Here is a 16,157-nt window from a genome sequence, read left to right as displayed (position 1 = left end):
ACGGAAACGGCGGCCGGTTCGGTTCCGTGCCGGTCGTGGGTCGGTCACCGGCCGGTTCCGTGCCGGCCGTGTGCCGGGCCCGGTCCGGCCCACGGCGCGGGGCCGGGCCGGGCTCCGGCCTGAGGCAGGATTACCGGGGGTTGCGCCACTACCCCCCGGCCCGTGAAACAATCGGTTCGGCTCACATGTACCAGTAGCGAGCAGGAGACACAGCCAGATGCGCATCGGAGTTCTCACCGCAGGCGGCGACTGCCCCGGCCTGAACGCTGTCATCCGCTCGGTCGTGCACCGTGCGGTCGTCGGCCACGGTGACGAGGTCATCGGCTTCGAGGACGGCTTCAAGGGCCTGCTCGACGGCCGGCACCGCAAGCTGGACCTGGAGGCCGTCAGCGGCATCCTGGCCCGCGGCGGCACCATCCTCGGCTCCTCCCGCCTGGAGCGCGCCCGCCTCCGCGAGGCGTGCGAGAGCTCCAAGGAGCTCGCCCGCGACCTGGGCATCGACGTGCTGATCCCGATCGGCGGCGAGGGCACGCTCACCGCGTCCAAGATGCTCTCCGACGCGGGCCTGCCGGTGGTCGGCGTCCCGAAGACCATCGACAACGACATCTCCTCCACGGACCGCACCTTCGGTTTCGACACCGCCGTCGGTGTCGCCACCGAGGCCATCGACCGTCTCAAGACCACCGCCGAGTCGCACCAGCGCGTCATGGTCGTCGAGGTCATGGGCCGCCACGCCGGCTGGATCGCGCTGGAGTCCGGCATGGCCGGCGGCGCCCACGGCATCTGCCTGCCCGAGCGCGCCTTCGACCCCGCCGACCTGGTCAAGATGGTGGAGGAGCGCTTCTCCCGCGGCAAGAAGTTCGCCGTCATCTGCGTCGCCGAGGGCGCCCACCCGGCCGAGGGCTCCATGGACTACGCCAAGGGCGCCATAGACCAGTTCGGTCACGAGCGCTTCGCCGGCATCGGCACCAAGCTCGCCACCGAGCTGGAGCGCCGCCTGGGCAAGGAGGCCCGCCCGGTCATCCTCGGCCACGTCCAGCGTGGCGGCACCCCCACCGCGTACGACCGCGTGCTCGCCACCCGCTTCGGCTGGCACGCCGTCGAGGCCGCCCACCGGGGCGACTTCGGCAAGATGACGGCGCTGAAGGGCACCGACATCAAGATGGTGCCGCTCGCGGACGCCGTCACCGAGCTCAAGCGGGTCCCGGAGAACCGGATGGACGAGGCCGAGTCGGTCTTCTAGTCCCCGCCCGGACGCCCGCGCACGCGCTGGAGGGCGTCCTCCCGCAGGTCTTCAGAGGCCCCCGCCGACCAGGTCGGCGGGGGCCTCGTCATTTCGTGAGGCATACCACGTTTCGGCGATATGGCGATAAATGCTGTTGCTGTCGCGGTATTTGAAGGGAAATTCTCCGCCTGACCTCCCGGCTTACCGCAGGTTATTTATGCAGGGTCTTTTTGTTTAATACACACTCATATTGGCTTTATCTCGGCACATGTCCGGCTCTTTCCGATGATCTGTTACGTTCTTGATCATCTGCGGCGCGCCCACCGGGCCCGCCGCACACGCCGGTCGGGGGGATCGGGGGATCGGCGGCCACGGCCCTGCGCCCACGCGTGCCGCGCACGCCTCGCGAACCTCTCCGCCCGGCCGGAAGAAACGTTTCTTCTGAGGGGGGTCCTCAGAGCGTGAACACAAGGGGGAACCGGGTGTCCGACCTCACCCGCCGCCGCATGCTGGGCCGTACGGCCGCGGTGGCCGCAGGAATCGCACTGGCCGCACCGGCCGCGCAGGCCATGGCCGCGGACGGCGCCACGTCCGCCGCCGGGCACGAGCACGGCCACCACACCGGCGGTCACCAGCCGTTCGACGAGGTCTACGAGGGGCGTCGCATCGAGGGCCGGCTCACGGCCGGCGGGGGCCACCACGACTTCGGCATCGCCGTCTTCGTCGACGGGCGCCCGCTGCACATCATGCCGCGCGGCAACGGCTGGATCAGCGTCATGAACCACTACGAGGTCTTCGACTCGCCGTACGAGGTGACGCGCGCCGCCGTCCGCGCGCTGCGTGGCGTCAACCTCGTCTGAGCTCGTCCCTTCGTTCGTGACACGGTAAAGGTCTGAATTTTTATGGCAGTTCGCAAGAACCAGGCAAAGCTGAGCAAGGCCGAGCGGCGCGACTTCGTCGAGGCCCTGCTGGAGCTCAAGCGCCGCGGCGGTTACGACAAGTACGTCGAGATCCACGACCGCTTCGTGATGAGCGACCTGGACGACCAGGAGCGCACGGGCCATGTCTCCCCGTCGTTCCTCCCCTGGCACCGTCAGTTCCTGCTCGACTTCGAGCGGGACCTCCAGTCCGTCAACCCGGCGGTCACGCTGCCGTACTGGGACTTCACGGTCAACCGCTCGATGTCCGACCCGATCTTCGCCCCCGATTTCCTGGGCGGCACCGGCCGGGAGCGGGACGCCCAGGTCATGGACGGTCCGTTCGCCTACAGCGGCGGCCGCTGGCCGATCTACTTCAAGGCCGACGAGCGCCCCTTCCTGATGCGCGAGATGGGCAAGAACAAGGGGACGCCGCAGCTGCCCACGGCCGCCACGGTCGAGGCCGCGCTGGCCGCCCCGTACTACGACGAGGCGCCCTGGAACTCCACCTCCAAGGGCGGGTTCCGCAACCTCGTCGAGGGCTGGGCCAACGGCAACACCGGCCCGCACAACGCCGTCCACCGCTGGATCGGCGGCCACATGAACACGGGGATGTCGCCCAACGACCCCGTCTTCTGGCTGCTGCACTGCTTCATCGACAAGCTGTGGTCGGACTGGCAGAAGCGCCACCCGAAGGTGCCCGCCTACCTGCCGGTGGAGCCGGTCAAGGACATCGTCGCCCTGAACCAGCCCATGAAGCCGTGGATCGAGCAGGGGAAGCGGGTCGTTCCCGCGGACCTCATCGACCACAAGAAGTTCTACAAGTACGACACCGACGCGTAAGCCGGGGTCGGGCCCGAGGGGGGCTTCGAGGTGCGCCGTACCGCAGCAGCGGTGCGGCGCACCGCCGTTTTCCCGCGTGCGTTTCCGTGTACGTGCCGCCGCTGTACGTGCCCCACGTGCGTGCCCGCGCGCACGTCTGCCCGTGCGCGTCTACGCGTCACCGTCCCGCAGTACCCGCAGCACCCGTTCGAACGCCCGCCGGTCCTCCTCCGTGAGCCGGTCGCTCATGTGGGTGCGCAAGTGCGCGAGGTGCCGGGACAGCGCCCGGTCCAGCGCCTTCTCGCCCTCCGGGGTCAGCGCCGCCAGTGCGGCCCGCCGGTCGTCCGGGTCGGGTTCGCGGCGGATCAGGCCCGCCTCCTCCATGCGGTCCGCGAGCCGGGTGAAGCCGCCCGAGCTGAAGGCGACCGCGGCCGCCAGGTCGCTCATCCGCAAGGCGTGGCCGGGGGTGCGTCCCAGCCGCAGCAGCACCTCGAACCAGGTGTCCGGCACCCCGAGATCCTCGTGGACCAGCGGTTTCAGTCGGCTGAAGGCCTCCACGAACAGGCCGTACAGCGTCACGTCGTCGTCATTCAGCATGCGCTCCTTCACCCCACCAGGGTCGCAGAAAGCCACCCGTCGGCAGAACCTTCTCTTGCAGTATCTGCTTCGGCAGACATATTGTCTGCCGAAGCAGATATTTTTTTCCGCAACAGGTTTGGAGTCCGATCATGCGTAAGCGCGCGCTGCCCGCCCTGGGTCTCACCGTCGCCGCCGCCGGGATCGCCGGTGCCGCCCTCGCCATGAGCCCGACCACCGCGGGTGCCGCGAGCCCGGCGCAGACCGGCCCGCGCACGGTCACGATCGAGGCCGTCGAGCGCGGCACCTCGATCAACATGGTCGACGTCGCCCCGGCCGACTCCGCCCTCGGCGACCAGCTGATCGGCACCGGCGACCTCGTGGGCACCGACGGCCGCACCCTCGGGACCAGCAGCTTCCAGGGCATCTCCACCGATGCCGAGCCGCGTACGTCGGAGATGCTGACCTTCGTCTACGACCTGGGCAACGGCAACAAGATCACCACGTCGGGCACCGCGAAGCTGAACGCCAAGGGCCCGGTCTTCGACGAGCAGTTCGCCATCACCGGCGGCACCGGCAAGTACAAGAACGCCCGCGGCCAGGTGCGTGTGCTCCAGGAGACCGTGGAGCAGGCGAAGGTCACCTTCGACATCCAGCTCTGACCCCGGCCCGGCCGCCGGCCGTGACCACTCCCGACCCGTACGACTTGGAGAAACCCCGCATGACTACCTCCGTCAAGCTCACGGTCCTCGGCGCCACCGGCATGGCGGGCAGCCGCATCGTGGCCGAGGCGCTCACCCGCGGCCACGCCGTGACTGCGGTCGCCCGCGGCCACGACGCGCAGGCCCCGGCCCGGGACGGCCTGCGGCGGGTGTCCGCCGACATCGCGGCCGACACCGCCGCCGGAACGGCCCCGGCGCTGCTCGACGGCGCGGACGTCGTCGTCAGCGCGCTGCCGGCCCGGACCGTGCTGCCGCTGCTGCCCGAGCTGGTCGCCGCGGCGGGCGGCGCCCGCCTGGTCTTCGTCGGCGGCGCCGGCAGCCTGCGCCTCCCGAACGGCGAGCGCGTCATCGACCAGCCGGACTTCCGCGACGAGTGGAAGCCCGAGGCGTCCGCGCACGTCGAGTTGCTGGACGCGCTGCGCGCCCTCCCCGAGGGCGTGGAGTGGACCTTCCTCAGCCCGTCGGCGCTGTTCCTGCCCGGCGAGCGCACGGGCACGTTCCGGCTCGGCGGCGACGACCTGCTGACCGATGCCGAGGGCGCGTCGCGCGTCTCCGGCGAGGACTACGCCGTCGCGCTGCTGGACGAGGTGGAGACGCCCGCGCACCGGCGCACGCGCTTCACCGTCGGGTACTGACCGGGGGACCGGTCGAAGGGTTCCGGGGGGCGAGGCCGCGGGAGGGGGCGGCCTCGCCCCCCGGACGTGTGTCCGGGGGACGAGCGGTTCCGCTCCGTACGGGGGGCTTTGTACGGAGCGGGCCTTCGTACGGAGCGGGCTTTCGTACGGCGGGACCGAACGGGTCTCCGTACGGCCACGTACGGGCTTCTTCGCCCGGATGGAGCGCGATGAGGCCGTGCGACGGGGTCACGCGGGCTTCTTCAGGAGCTCCACGATCCCCGTCACGTCACCCGCCCCGCCGCCCTCCGCCACCAGCCGGTCCAGCAGCGGCCGCAGCGGTGCGATCAGCTCCCCGCTGATCCCCTGGTCGTCCGCCGTCCGCAGGAGGTTGCCGAAGGCGGCCGCCTGCATCGCCGCGTTGGAGACGACGCCGTCCGTGTAGTCGCCCGATGCCACCTGCGCGGCCATGTGCGGGATCCCGGCCGCCATCGCCCCGATCCAGCTCGTCAGCATGGGCGCGAACTCCGTCGCCGGCACCTTCTCCGTACCGACCAGGGCCAGGGCGTGGAAGACGCCCGCGAACATCCCGTACATCCCGCTCAGCAGCGCGATGTCGTGGAGCGCGGCCAGCCCCGCGTCCGCGCCGACGAAGTGCGCCGCGCCGAGCCGTTCCAGCGTCGGGCGGTGGGCGGCGAAGGCCTCCTCGGCGCCGCTGTAGAGGACGAACGCCTGGTCGGTGCCGATACCCGGCGGTACGGCCATGATCCCGCCGTCGACGTAGGCGATGCCGTGCGCGGCCGCCCACGCGGCCGTCTCGCGGGCCTGCGCCGGGGTGCCGTTGGTGAGGTTGACGAGGGTGCGGCCGGCGAGCTCCGCCGCGACCGGGGCCAGCGTCGCGTGGACGGAGGCGTGGTCCAGGAGGCAGACGACCACCAGCTCGCCCGCGGTCACGGCCGCCGCGACGTCGTCGGCGCGGGTGGCGCCGAGGGCGACGAGCGGGACGGCCTTGCCGGGCGTGCGGTTCCACACGGTCGTCGGGTGCCCGCCGGTCAGGAAGGCGGTGGCCAGGGCCGTGCCCATGGCGCCGAGGCCCAGGACGGCGACGGGGGAGTTGCTGCTCATGTACGTGCTCCTGAAGTGCGGTGACGGTGATCGTCGGAGGGGTTCGGCGCGCCCTCATCAGACTGCTCGACGCCGCGCACCGCGCCAAGTACGCACAAAAAAGTGGGTGCTTACCCAGAGGTGGGTGCGGGGGGTGGGGGACGGGGAACGGCGGTGGACCGGGGGACGGGAAGGGCCGGGGACGGGGAAGGGCCGCAGGACGGGGAACGGCGGTGGGCCGGACCCCTCGCGCAAGGGATCCGGCCCACCGCCGCTTCTCGTACGGTCCTGACGGGGCCGCCGCCGTTCGTCGTACGGCCCTCCGGGCTACTGCGCCCCGATCGACTCCAGCATGTTGAGCCTGGCCGCCCGGCGGGCCGGCCAGACCGCGGCCAGCACGCCCACCGCGAGCGCGATCAGCAGGAACACGGCGATCCGCGCCCACGGCACGACCATCTCGTACTGCGGGAACGACGACCGCACCAGGTGCCCGCCGGACCAGGCCAGGAAGATGCCGACCCCGACGCCCAGCACCGCGCCGAACATCGCGATCATCACCGACTCCAGCCGCACCATCTGCTTGACGCCCGTGCGGGCCAGGCCGATCGCGCGCAGCATCCCTATCTCACGGGTCCGCTCGAAGACCGACATGGCGAGGGTGTTGACGACGCCGACGACCGCGATCACGACGGCCATGCCCAGCAGCCCGTACATCAGGTAGAGGATGTCGTCGATGCTCCCGGCCTCGGAGCGGCGCAGGTCCTCCTGGCTCTGCACCTTGATGAGCGGGTTGCCGCCGAGGGTCTCCTTGATCTTGGCGCGGAGCTCGCCGGCCTTGCCGGGGGCCGCCTTCACCAGCACCTCGTCGTCACGCACCTTCTCCAGGTGCGGGTCCAGGAGGGAGGGGGTGGCGAGGACGGCGGAGACGACGTCGTTCTTCGCGTAGACCGCGGCGACCTTCGGGGTGGCCTTCTCGCCGTCGTAGAAGTCCATCGGCAGGGGAGATCCGACCTTCAGGCCGTGGTCCTTGGCGTACTGGTCGGACACGGCGACGGTGCCCTTGCGCACGTCGGCGGGGGAGCCGCTGACGAACCGCAGGTCCGCCACCTCGCCGAGCGACGGGATGTCCGCGGCGTAGGCGAGCGCGGGCTGGTTCGAGGACTGGAAGCCGACCGAGCGCAGCGGGACCGCGGCGGTGACGCCGGGCTCCTTGGCGAGGGTCTTGGCGATGTCCGGGGAGAGACCGCCGAAGTTCGCCGACGTCACCTTGTAGTCGGCCGTCAGGTCCTGCTGCCCCATCTTCGCGACGCCCTGGTCGGCGGAGACGGCGACCACGGTCAGACCGGTGATCAGGGAGAGGCCGATCATCAGGGCGGAGGCGGTCGCGGCGGTGCGGCGCGGGTTGCGCAGCGCGTTCTCCTTGGCGAGCTTGCCGCTGATGCCGGTCAGCCGGCCCGTCGCCTTCGCGAAGAGGTGGACGAACGGGCGGGAGAGCAGCGGTGCCAGGACGATGACGCCGGCCATGGTCAGGGCCGAGCCGGCCATGGCGATCTCCAGACCGCCGCTGTCCTTGAGCGTGGTGATGTACAGCATGATCGCGACACCGGCGGCGGTCAGCACGGCCCCGAGGGCGTTGCGCAGCAGCAGGCCGCGGGGGGCCGGCGGCTGCTCCGCGGCGGCCAGCGCCTCCACGGGAGCGATCTTCGCGGCCTTGCGGGAGGGCAGCCAGGCGGCCAGGACCGTCACCACGACGCCGACGCCGAGGGCGGTGAGCACGGACATCGGCTCGATGACCAGCGGCCCGTCGGGCAGGCTCGCCCCGGCCGAGTTCAGCACCGCGCGCAGGCCGGTGGCGACGCCGAGGCCCAGGACGAAGCCGGCGGCGGAGGCGACGAGGCCCAGCAGCCCGGCCTCGATCAGCACCGAGCGCACCACCTGGCGGCGGGACGCGCCCACCGCGCGGAGCAGGGCGATCTCCCGGCTGCGCTGGGCGATGAGCATGGTGAAGGTGTTGGCGATGATGAAGACGCCGACGAACAGGGCGATGCCCGCGAACGCCAGGAAGGTGTTGCGGATCGAGCTGGTCTCCTTGTCGATCGCCTTGGACTCCTCGGCCGCCAGCTCCTTTCCGCTCTGCGTCCGGAAGGCGTCCTTCGGCAGCGTCTCGCGGACCTTGGCGGTCAGCTTCTGCTGGTCGGTGCCGGGGGTCGCGGTGACGATGAGCTCACTGAACTGCCCGGGGGTGCCCAGGAGTTTCTGCGCGGTCGCGGTGTCGAACAGGGCGAGGCTGCCGCCCGCGCTCACCTTCGGATCGTCGGTCTCGGCGATCCCGACGAGCTTCTTGGTCATGACGGGCCCGTCGACGGCCAGCCGGACGGTGTCGCCCACCTCGGCGCCCGTCTTCGCGGCGGTCTTCGCGTCGAGGACGATCTCGCCCTCGGCGGTGGGGCCCCGGCCCTTGACGATCGGGTAGCGGCTGTCCTTGCCGTTCGCGCCGGGCACGAAGTTGGCGCCGGAGCTGCCCCACTCGCTGCCGGCGGGGTTGTTCTGCTTGTCGGCGACCATGACGGTGCCGCTCACGGACGGGCGTACGGAGGCCACGCCGGGCAGGGCGCGTACGGACTCGACCACGCGGGAGTCGAGGGCGTCCTTCTCCTTGAGGGCGGACCGGCCGGCGGTGACGGACACGGCGACGTCGTCGAGGCTCTTGGCCATCTTGTTGCGGTAGGCGCTGCCGACGGAGTCGCTGAAGACGAGGGTGCCGGAGACGAAGGCCGTGCCGAGGAGGACCGCGAGCGCGGTCATCATCAGCCGGGTCTTGTGCGCGAGGAGGTTGCGCAAGGCGGTTCGGAACATGGGTGTGGTCTTGTCCAGGGTTCGTGGGGCGAGCCGGGCGGGGGCGGGACGGCGGCGGGGCCGTGCGCGGGGGCTGTGCGCGAGGGCTGTGCGGGGCTGCCGCGTGCGGGCCGTGCGCGGGTGCCTCAGCTCGTACGGCCCTTGGCGTCGAAGCGCTTCATCCGGTCCAGCACCGCGTCCGCGGTGGGTTCGCGCATCTCGTCCACGATCCGGCCGTCGGCGAGGAAGATCACGCGGTCGGCGTAGGACGCGGCGACGGGGTCGTGGGTGACCATGACGATCGTCTGCCGGAGGGCCCGTACCGACTCGTGCAGGAAGCCCAGGAGTTCCGCGCCGGAGCGGGAGTCGAGGTTGCCGGTCGGCTCGTCCGCGAAGATGATCTCGGGCCGGGCGGCGAGCGCGCGGGCGACGGCGACGCGCTGCTGCTGGCCGCCGGAGAGCTGGCTGGGCCGGTGCGCGAGACGTCCGGAGAGGCCGACGGTGTCGACGACCATGTCGAGCCACTGCTTGTCGGGCTTCCGGCCGGCGATGTCCATCGGCAGGGTGATGTTCTCCAGGGCGGTCAGGGTCGGCAGCAGGTTGAACGCCTGGAAGACGAAGCCGATCCGGTCCCGGCGGAGCCGGGTCAGCTGCCGGTCGCCGAGCGAGGCCAGCTCGACGTCACCGATCCGGGCGGACCCGGAGGAGACGGAGTCCAGCCCGGCCAGGCAGTGCATCAGCGTCGACTTGCCGGAACCGGACGGCCCCATGATCGCCGTGAACTCCCCCCGGCGGAACTCGACGGAGACCGAGTCCAGGGCGGTGACCCGGGTCTCGCCCTGCCCGTAGACCTTGCTCAGATCGGTGGCGCGGGCGGCGACGGCGCCCGTGGGGGCCTGGGCGAGAGGGAAAGCGGCCGCGTGGGACACGGGTCTCCTCCGGAGGGGTGGGGGATGGGACGGTCGGTGTGACAGACGCGTCCGGCGGGGGCCCGGGGACGGGCGCAATGGCCGGAATCGACTCCTCCAATTCTCTTGGGGCGGGGTGGGGCGGGCCTCAGCCGTACGGCCTGAATCGGGGGGTCGGCCGTAGGTCCGAGAGGGGGGTGTGCGGGTAGTACTTGAGGGGGACGGGGTCGTTCTCGGGTCGGGTGGGTGTGGGTGTGGGTGCGGGGGGTGGGGGTGCCGCTGCGCGGGGCTTTGTCCCCGACCCGCCCCTTCCCGGAACCGGGGGCTTCGCCCCCGGACCCCCTTGCCGCGCTGCCGCGCGGTGTCCTCAAACGCCGGACGGGCTGGATTTTCCAGCCCGTCCGGCGTTTGAGGACCGGGGTCCGGGGCGGAGCCCCGGTTCCGGGAAGGGGCGGGTCGGGGGAAAGATCTCCCGGCTCGGGCCGCCCCGTAGCGCCGCCCGCCGTCGCTACCGCCCGCGCACCCGCCGCCCCGCCTCAGCCCCGCAACGTCCGCGACGGCGCGTGCCCGTACTTCCGCCGGTACTCCCCCGCGAACCGTCCCAGATTGCCGAACCCCCACCGGTACGCCACCTCCGCCACGGTCACGTCCGCCCGGCCGCGCGCGGCGAGCAGCTCCTCGTGGGCCCGGCCCAGGCGGACCTCGCGGAGATAGCCGAGCGGTGTCGTGCCCAGGTGCCGGCGGAACGCCTCCTGGAGGGCGCGCGGGCTGACTCGGCCCGCCGCGGCCAGGTCGGACAGGGTCAGCGGCTGGTCGGCCCGTTCCTCGGCCGCCGCCATCGCCCGGCGTACGGCGGGGTGCGCGACCACGCCGGGCCGCTGCGCGTCCACCCCGTCGGTGACGAGCTGGTGGGTCTCCATCAGCATCGCGGCCGTCGTCTGCGTCAGCTGCGTGGCCACGAGCGGGCTGCTCCGGGCGACGCCCTCGCCGAGCACCTCGCGGTGGACGGCGGCGGAGATGCCGGCCCAGCTGCGCGCGGCGCTCGGCGAGATCGTCCCGCTGAGGGTGAACCGGGCCCGTAACGGACCCTCGACGCCGAGCACGTCGGCCGCCGCCTGCTCGATCGTCTCGCGGGCCAGCCGGACGGTGGTCATCCGGGCGCCGGGGGCCCAGTGCACCTGGAAGCGGCGGTACGGGTCGAGGACGTATGTCTCGCCGGGCCCCACGACGCGTTCCTCCCGCCCGGGGGAGACGACCTTCACCCGGCCGCGCACCAGCTGGCACACCAGGAGGTACGAGTCCAGGGGCTGCGGTGCCACCAGCGTCTCGGCCCCGTACTGGAGTCCGGAGACCGTCACCCCGGGGAAGCTGCCCTCCGCGTACCAGGCGGAGAACTCCTTGGGGTCGCCGAGCACGCTGAGCCGGTACGGGCTGTAGGCGGTACTGATGATCTCGCGCGTCTCGTCGAGGTCGTTGCTGAGGACGAGCGTGCGCATGTTGCCGGGGGCGTTGGGCCCCACGCCGGGTTCAGTCATGAGGCTTTCCTCGGGTGCCCGCGTTCTCCGGCCAGGAGCCGCGTTTGGCGAGTAGCCGACAGATGGCCCCGTTAGTACCGTTCTGCTTGGCCGCAGTCAAGGCAGGGGTTCTCCCCACATCGCTTTCGGGACAGCCCCGGCCGTCGCGGTCACGGCCCTGGATCCACGGGGGACATCCAGGGCCGGTCAACGGAGGGGTGCCCCGCCGTCCGCGGACAGACGGCGGGGTTTCTTCGTGCCCGATTCGTGCCCGAGTGGCATGAGCGGCCCGAGCGTCCCGGGTGGTGCGAGCGGCGCGCGCGTCAGCCCTTGACCGCGCCGCCCAGGGTGAAGCCGCCGCCGAGCCGCCGCGAGATCAGCGTGTAGAGCAGGACCACGGGCGTGGAGTACAGGATCGAGAAGGCGGCCAACTGCCCGTACGCCACCTGCCCGTAGTCGCCGAAGAAGGTGAAGACGGTGACGGCGGCGGGCAGTTTCTCGGGGGAGAGCAGGAGCAGGAAGGGCACGAAGAAGTTGCCCCACATCAGCACGAAGCAGTAGATCGAGACGACGGCGACGCCGGGCCCCATCAGGGGCAGGACCACGCGGGTGAGCGTCTGGAGCCATCCCGCGCCGTCGGTCCAGGCGGCTTCCTCCAGGGTCTTCGGCACCCCGTCCATGAAGTTCTTCATCAGCCAGATAGCGAAGGGGAGTTGGGCGGTGGCCATGAACAGGGCCGTCCCGTACATGGTGTCGATCAGGTCGATCCGTACGAAGAGGCCGTAGACCGGGACCATGACGGCGGTGATCGGCAGGCAGGTGGAGAAGAGGACGGTCAGGAGGTACGGGCGGTTGAACCGTGACCGGTAGCGCGACAGGGGGTAGGCGGCGAGGGCGGCGCAGCCGACGGTGAGCGCGGTGGCACCGCCGCACAGCAGGAGGCTGTTGAGCATCGGGGTGAAGGCGATCTCGTCCGTCAGCACCGCCGAGAAGTTCTCGGACGTCACCCCGGAGGGCGCCTTCACCCGCAGCCCCGCCTCGGCGTCGACCGACGCCAGCAGCAGCCAGAGCAGCGGCAGCGCGAAGGAGGCGGCGACGGCGAGGAGGGCGGCGTCGGCGGCGAGCCGGCGTCGGGTGCGGCGGGAGGGCCTGAAGGGTCTGTGGGGCTCGACGTGGTGTGTGAGGGGCGTGGGCATGGCACCTCCGTACACGGCGGGGCGGGGCGCGGGGAGTTCGTGCTCGCTGCCGGATACGTACCCACGTGGCGGGGCGGGTGCCCGATCGTGCCTTGTCCGTCGGCGGGAGCCCGTCAGCGGGAGTCCGTCCGCGGGCTCACCCGGCGTGCCACTGCTGATGCCCGGCGCCGGCGACGCAGTCCCGGAGGGTGACGGAGGCCCCCGCCCACCAGTTCGCGTCGGTGATGGTCAGGCACCGGTGGTTGAGGTCGGTGTGCAGCTCGGTGCCGTTCCAGTGCCAGCCCTGACGCTTCAGCCCGGAGCAGCTGAAGACCTGTACGGCGGCGCCGTTGTCCCCGTTGTCGAGCGCGGGTTCCAGGCACTTGCCGCTGAGATCGCTGCGGAACTCGTTGCCGTTCGGCGTCCAGCGCCGGCTGGGAGAGCCGTCGCAGTCGTACATCTGCACGGACACGCCGTCCCCGGTGTTCAGGTGGGCGACGTTGAGGCATCTGTTGTTGTAGTTGGACACGATCTGCACACCGGCCGCCTTCGCGCCGGACTTCGTCTGCTCCTGCTCCTGCCGTGCGGTGTCGGCGGACGCCGACGAGGTGACGAGAACGCCGCTGACCACGAACGCGGCGGCCGCCAGGACCCGCACCGAGCGGTACGTCAGTTCCATGTGATTCCCCTCGGGGACGTGTGCACGGATGTCACGCAGGCATGAGGATGCCGTGGGCCGGGCGGGGTGGGAAGTGCTCGGTCTGCGGGGTGGGCCTGGCGGGGGCGTTGTGACCGGGAACGGTCTGTGGGCGGCGGGATCGGGGCCGGCGGCCGGAAGCCGGGGCGGGCGTACCTCACGGTGGCCGTCCGGCTGCCGGGCCCCGGTCCCGGAGGTCCACGCGCCGGAACCCGGAACCCCGGCCCGGCCGGTCGTCACGTGCTCGGGGTCTGCGCGGCCGTTTCGTACCGCGGGCGGCCGGTGGGCCGGTAGACCTGGATCGTCACCCCCTTCGGGGTGGACCGCGAACGGACCAGGTCGAGCGCCGCGTCCGGGCCGGTGCCGGGGAACAGCCGCGTGCCCTGGCCGACGATCACCGGGACGGTGAGCAGGGTCATCTCGTCGACGAGCTGGTCGACGAGCAGTCGGCGGATCAGCTCGCCGCTGCCGTGCACCTGCAGTTCCCCCGCCGGACCGGCCTTCAGCTCGCGGACGGCCGCCGCGACGTCCCCGGAGAGGACGGTCGTGTTCGCCCAGCGCGGTGCCGTGAGCGTGGTCGACGCGACGTACTTGGGCCGCGCGTTCAAAGGGCCCGCGATGGGGTCGCGCTCCGGATCCGGCATCACTCCCCAGTAACCGGCGAAGATCTCGTAGGTCCGACGGCCGAACAGGAACGCGTCGGCGCGCTGGTAGACCCGGTGGAGAAACGCCGCGGCCTCGTCGTCGACGTGCGCCGCGACCCATCCGCCGCGCTCGAACCCGCCGCGGCGGTCCTCGTCCGGCGCGCCGAGTCCCTGCATCACGCCGTCGACGGTGAGCCATGTGGTGGTGGTGAGCTTCATGGTGGTGCCCCTCTCCTCGGCTGCGCCCAGGGTCCCGCCGCGTTCCGCGTGCGGGCGCCCGGCGCGCCCGGCCGGTCCCCGGTCAGCGCCCGCGTGGGCGAGGTGAAGTCGGCGGGGTGGTTGACCGGGGGCGAGGTGGGCGGCCTTCCGAGGCGCCGGGGGCGCGTCGGACAGCTTGGGCGGTCAGGCCCCCTTGCGGAACCGGTCCGCCTTGATCCCGAGGGTGAGCGCGCGCAGCTCTCCGCTGTCCATGGCGATGACAGCCTCCGAGGCGTCACTTTCGCGCAGGAGGACGTGCTCTGGCGTGCGGGTGAGTTCGACGCAATCGTTGCCGTCCGTGGAGAACGACGATTTCTGCCACCGCATGGCTGTTCCTCCATGGTCTACGAGAGGTGCGCTGGACATCCGTGCGTGCAGTCAGCCGTGGGCTGGAGGGAGGACCTTCAGTCGGTGGTGCCGCAGAGCGCGGGCTGACGGTCGAACGCCTCCGTCTTGATGCCACGCAGAAATGCCTTCAACTCCGCGCGGCTGATGGCGAGGGCCACGTCCGGCTCGTCGCTCTCCCGGAAGTACGCCCCGCCCGAGTGGCGAGTCACTTCAACGCACTCGGCTCCACTGCTCGAAAAGGACGACTTCTGCCAGTCAAGTGCTATGCCCATGTCGGCTGGTCTCACATTTCCCGCGCCACGCGGCGGACCATGTCTCTCGACTCCTTCGTGTCGAGTGCCACGTCTTCGAGCGCGTCGATAAGGCCGTTGTACTTCTTGAGCTGGGGCTCGGTGTCCACGAAGCCACCTCCGAAAGGCGTGTCGATCTGCACCGTGTCCAACCTGGGGACCGCGCCGGCCGCGTAGAGCATGGACTGCGCGTGACCGGACATCTCCTCCACGGCGAAAGGGATGACGCGCACATCGACGGACGGTTTCTCGGAGGCTTCCAGAAGGCGTTCCAGCTGAGCCCTCGCCACCTGCCGCCCTCCGTAGCGCATTCGCAGTGCCGCCTCGTGGATGATCACCTCGTACGGTGGCGGGTTTTGTCTGTCGAGGACGGCGGCCCGGCTCGTCCGCAGTTCGACCCGGGCTTCGAGCTCTGTCGCGGGAGTCCCACTGCCGAAGATGGCCCGTGCGTAGTCGGGTGTCTGGAAGATGCCCGGGACCAGAAGCATCTGCACCGAGCGGAGGCGCGTCGCGTGGTGTTCCAGCTCGGCCACGTCGAGGTGTGAGGGCGGAAGGGCTCCACGGTAGGCGTCCCACCAGAACTGTCCACGGTGTTCATGCGTGATGCCGCACAGCGCGTCGACGAGAGCGGCGTCCTCGCATGCGTAGAAGGCGGCGAGGCGGCGGACGCGTTCCTCGCTGACGCCGCGACGGCCCGCCTCCATCATGCTGATCTTCGCTTGGTCCGTCCCGAGCAGCGCGCCCGCCTCACGCGCTGTCCTGCCCGCGCGTTCGCGCATTCTGCGGAGCTCGGAACCGAGGCGTGCCTGGCGAGCGGTCGGGGCGTCCCTGGGTGGCATGTCACCTTCCTTCGTGTGCACCAGAGTCTGCCGCGCCGTCGTCGTCGCGGTCCACTCATCGGGTGAAAGGGGTGGGGAACCTTGCCCCGGGGAATGTGTACCCCTACTGTCGTCGCATCACTGCGATCCACGTCACATCGAGATTCGAAGTGCAGCCGTCCGCATGCCTGTTGGGGCATCGGCCTCGGCCGACGCCACGGCTGACGGCGAAGACGTGGACGGTCCCCACCTTCACAGGGAGACGACGCCATGAGCACCGCAGCACCCACGACCCCTCTCACCTCACCCGCTCCGGAAGACATCCGCACCTACCACCTCACCGCCCCCGCCGACCCCGCGACCGCCCGTCTCGCCCGGCAGTTCGTCACGACCGCGTTGCGTTCGACCGGTCACCCCGGACTCGTCGAGAGCGCCTGTGTCTGTGTGTCCGACCTCGTGGCGAACGTCGTCGGACACGCGCGCGTACCGGACCTCGGCGTGGAGGTGAGTGTGTGCCGGGAACGCGCCGTGGTGGGGGTGCGGGACGGGGACCCGGGGCGGCTGCCCTGGTCGCGGCGGCCGGGGGCGACGAGGAGGGCGGGCGGGGGCTGGTGCTCGTGCGGGGGCTTTCGCACGCGTCCGGGGTGACCTGGGTCTGGGACGGGCTCGACCTCGTCGGCAAGGAGGTCT

General features: G+C 71.3%; 17 protein-coding genes. 6 read left to right on the top strand and 11 right to left on the bottom strand.

Annotated elements, in window-relative coordinates; genetic code table 11:
* Positions 1-217: 217 nt before the first annotated feature.
* The 3 genes from LUZ64_RS22140 to LUZ64_RS22130 all read left to right on the top strand — a co-directional run bounded on the left by LUZ64_RS22140 (position 218) and on the right by LUZ64_RS22130 (position 2,985).
* On the top strand, positions 218-1,243 hold the full coding sequence (locus tag LUZ64_RS22140; RefSeq protein ID WP_095585168.1) for an ATP-dependent 6-phosphofructokinase: 1,026 nt from the start codon (positions 218-220) through the stop codon (positions 1,241-1,243).
* Between the two features lie 464 nt (positions 1,244-1,707).
* The gene (gene melC1 / locus LUZ64_RS22135; RefSeq protein ID WP_095585167.1) at positions 1,708-2,085 is read left to right on the top strand and encodes an apotyrosinase chaperone MelC1; all 378 of its coding nucleotides are present in this window, start codon (positions 1,708-1,710) and stop codon (positions 2,083-2,085) included.
* A gap of 42 nt (positions 2,086-2,127) precedes the next feature.
* Positions 2,128-2,985, top strand: coding sequence for a tyrosinase family protein (locus tag LUZ64_RS22130; RefSeq protein WP_095585166.1), 858 nt, complete (start codon positions 2,128-2,130; stop codon positions 2,983-2,985).
* Between the two features lie 150 nt (positions 2,986-3,135).
* On the opposite strand, the gene LUZ64_RS22125 is transcribed toward LUZ64_RS22130, so the two are convergent.
* On the bottom strand, positions 3,136-3,561 hold the full coding sequence (locus LUZ64_RS22125) for a MarR family winged helix-turn-helix transcriptional regulator (protein ID WP_232389948.1): 426 nt from the start codon (positions 3,559-3,561) through the stop codon (positions 3,136-3,138).
* 131 nt (positions 3,562-3,692) lie between these two features.
* Here LUZ64_RS22125 and LUZ64_RS22120 point away from each other — a divergent pair, with 131 nt between their 5' ends.
* On the top strand, positions 3,693-4,202 hold the full coding sequence (locus LUZ64_RS22120) for an allene oxide cyclase barrel-like domain-containing protein (protein WP_095585164.1): 510 nt from the start codon (positions 3,693-3,695) through the stop codon (positions 4,200-4,202).
* A gap of 59 nt (positions 4,203-4,261) precedes the next feature.
* A complete protein-coding gene (locus LUZ64_RS22115; protein WP_095585163.1) occupies positions 4,262-4,897 on the top strand; it encodes an NAD(P)-dependent oxidoreductase in 636 nt (211 codons plus the stop codon).
* A gap of 228 nt (positions 4,898-5,125) precedes the next feature.
* Here LUZ64_RS22115 and LUZ64_RS22110 read toward each other — a convergent pair whose 3' ends face one another.
* The 10 genes from LUZ64_RS22110 to LUZ64_RS22065 all read right to left on the bottom strand — a co-directional run bounded on the left by LUZ64_RS22110 (position 5,126) and on the right by LUZ64_RS22065 (position 15,488).
* A complete protein-coding gene (locus tag LUZ64_RS22110; RefSeq protein ID WP_095585162.1) occupies positions 5,126-6,001 on the bottom strand; it encodes an NAD(P)-dependent oxidoreductase in 876 nt (291 codons plus the stop codon).
* 306 nt (positions 6,002-6,307) lie between these two features.
* Positions 6,308-8,836 carry an ABC transporter permease gene (locus tag LUZ64_RS22105; RefSeq protein WP_095584811.1) on the bottom strand — a complete coding sequence of 843 codons (2,529 nt, stop codon included), beginning with the start codon at positions 8,834-8,836 and terminating at the stop codon, positions 6,308-6,310.
* Positions 8,837-8,961: 125 nt separating this feature from the next.
* Positions 8,962-9,744: an ABC transporter ATP-binding protein gene (locus LUZ64_RS22100; RefSeq protein WP_095584810.1), complete on the bottom strand. Its 783-nt coding sequence runs from the start codon at positions 9,742-9,744 to the stop codon at positions 8,962-8,964.
* A gap of 515 nt (positions 9,745-10,259) precedes the next feature.
* On the bottom strand, positions 10,260-11,258 hold the full coding sequence (locus LUZ64_RS22095; protein ID WP_232389949.1) for an AraC family transcriptional regulator: 999 nt from the start codon (positions 11,256-11,258) through the stop codon (positions 10,260-10,262).
* A 302-nt stretch (positions 11,259-11,560) separates the two neighbouring features.
* Positions 11,561-12,433 carry a carbohydrate ABC transporter permease gene (locus LUZ64_RS22090; protein WP_095583193.1) on the bottom strand — a complete coding sequence of 291 codons (873 nt, stop codon included), beginning with the start codon at positions 12,431-12,433 and terminating at the stop codon, positions 11,561-11,563.
* Between the two features lie 136 nt (positions 12,434-12,569).
* A complete protein-coding gene (locus LUZ64_RS22085) occupies positions 12,570-13,091 on the bottom strand; it encodes an RICIN domain-containing protein (protein ID WP_095583192.1) in 522 nt (173 codons plus the stop codon).
* A gap of 254 nt (positions 13,092-13,345) precedes the next feature.
* Complete coding sequence (locus LUZ64_RS22080) at positions 13,346-13,972, bottom strand: dihydrofolate reductase family protein (protein WP_095583191.1); 627 nt, start codon at positions 13,970-13,972, stop codon at positions 13,346-13,348.
* A gap of 183 nt (positions 13,973-14,155) precedes the next feature.
* Entirely contained in the window at positions 14,156-14,338 is a 183-nt protein-coding gene (locus tag LUZ64_RS22075) for a DUF397 domain-containing protein (protein WP_232389950.1), read from the bottom strand.
* A 77-nt stretch (positions 14,339-14,415) separates the two neighbouring features.
* Positions 14,416-14,631 carry a DUF397 domain-containing protein gene (locus LUZ64_RS22070; RefSeq protein WP_095583189.1) on the bottom strand — a complete coding sequence of 72 codons (216 nt, stop codon included), beginning with the start codon at positions 14,629-14,631 and terminating at the stop codon, positions 14,416-14,418.
* Positions 14,632-14,642: 11 nt separating this feature from the next.
* Positions 14,643-15,488 (bottom strand): helix-turn-helix domain-containing protein, encoded by an 846-nt coding sequence (locus tag LUZ64_RS22065; RefSeq protein ID WP_095583188.1) that lies wholly within the window; start codon positions 15,486-15,488, stop codon positions 14,643-14,645.
* 249 nt (positions 15,489-15,737) lie between these two features.
* Here LUZ64_RS22065 and LUZ64_RS22060 point away from each other — a divergent pair, with 249 nt between their 5' ends.
* Positions 15,738-16,115, top strand: a complete 378-nt coding sequence (locus tag LUZ64_RS22060) for an ATP-binding protein (RefSeq protein ID WP_232389952.1) — start codon at positions 15,738-15,740, stop codon at positions 16,113-16,115.
* Positions 16,116-16,157 lie beyond the last annotated feature (42 nt).

Origin of the sequence: Streptomyces albireticuli (assembly GCF_021228125.1) — a bacterium.
Classification (GTDB): domain Bacteria; phylum Actinomycetota; class Actinomycetes; order Streptomycetales; family Streptomycetaceae; genus Streptomyces; species Streptomyces albireticuli.
The sequence above is the reverse complement of the archived record's forward strand: the minus strand, read 5'-3'. Positions and strand labels throughout refer to the sequence as shown.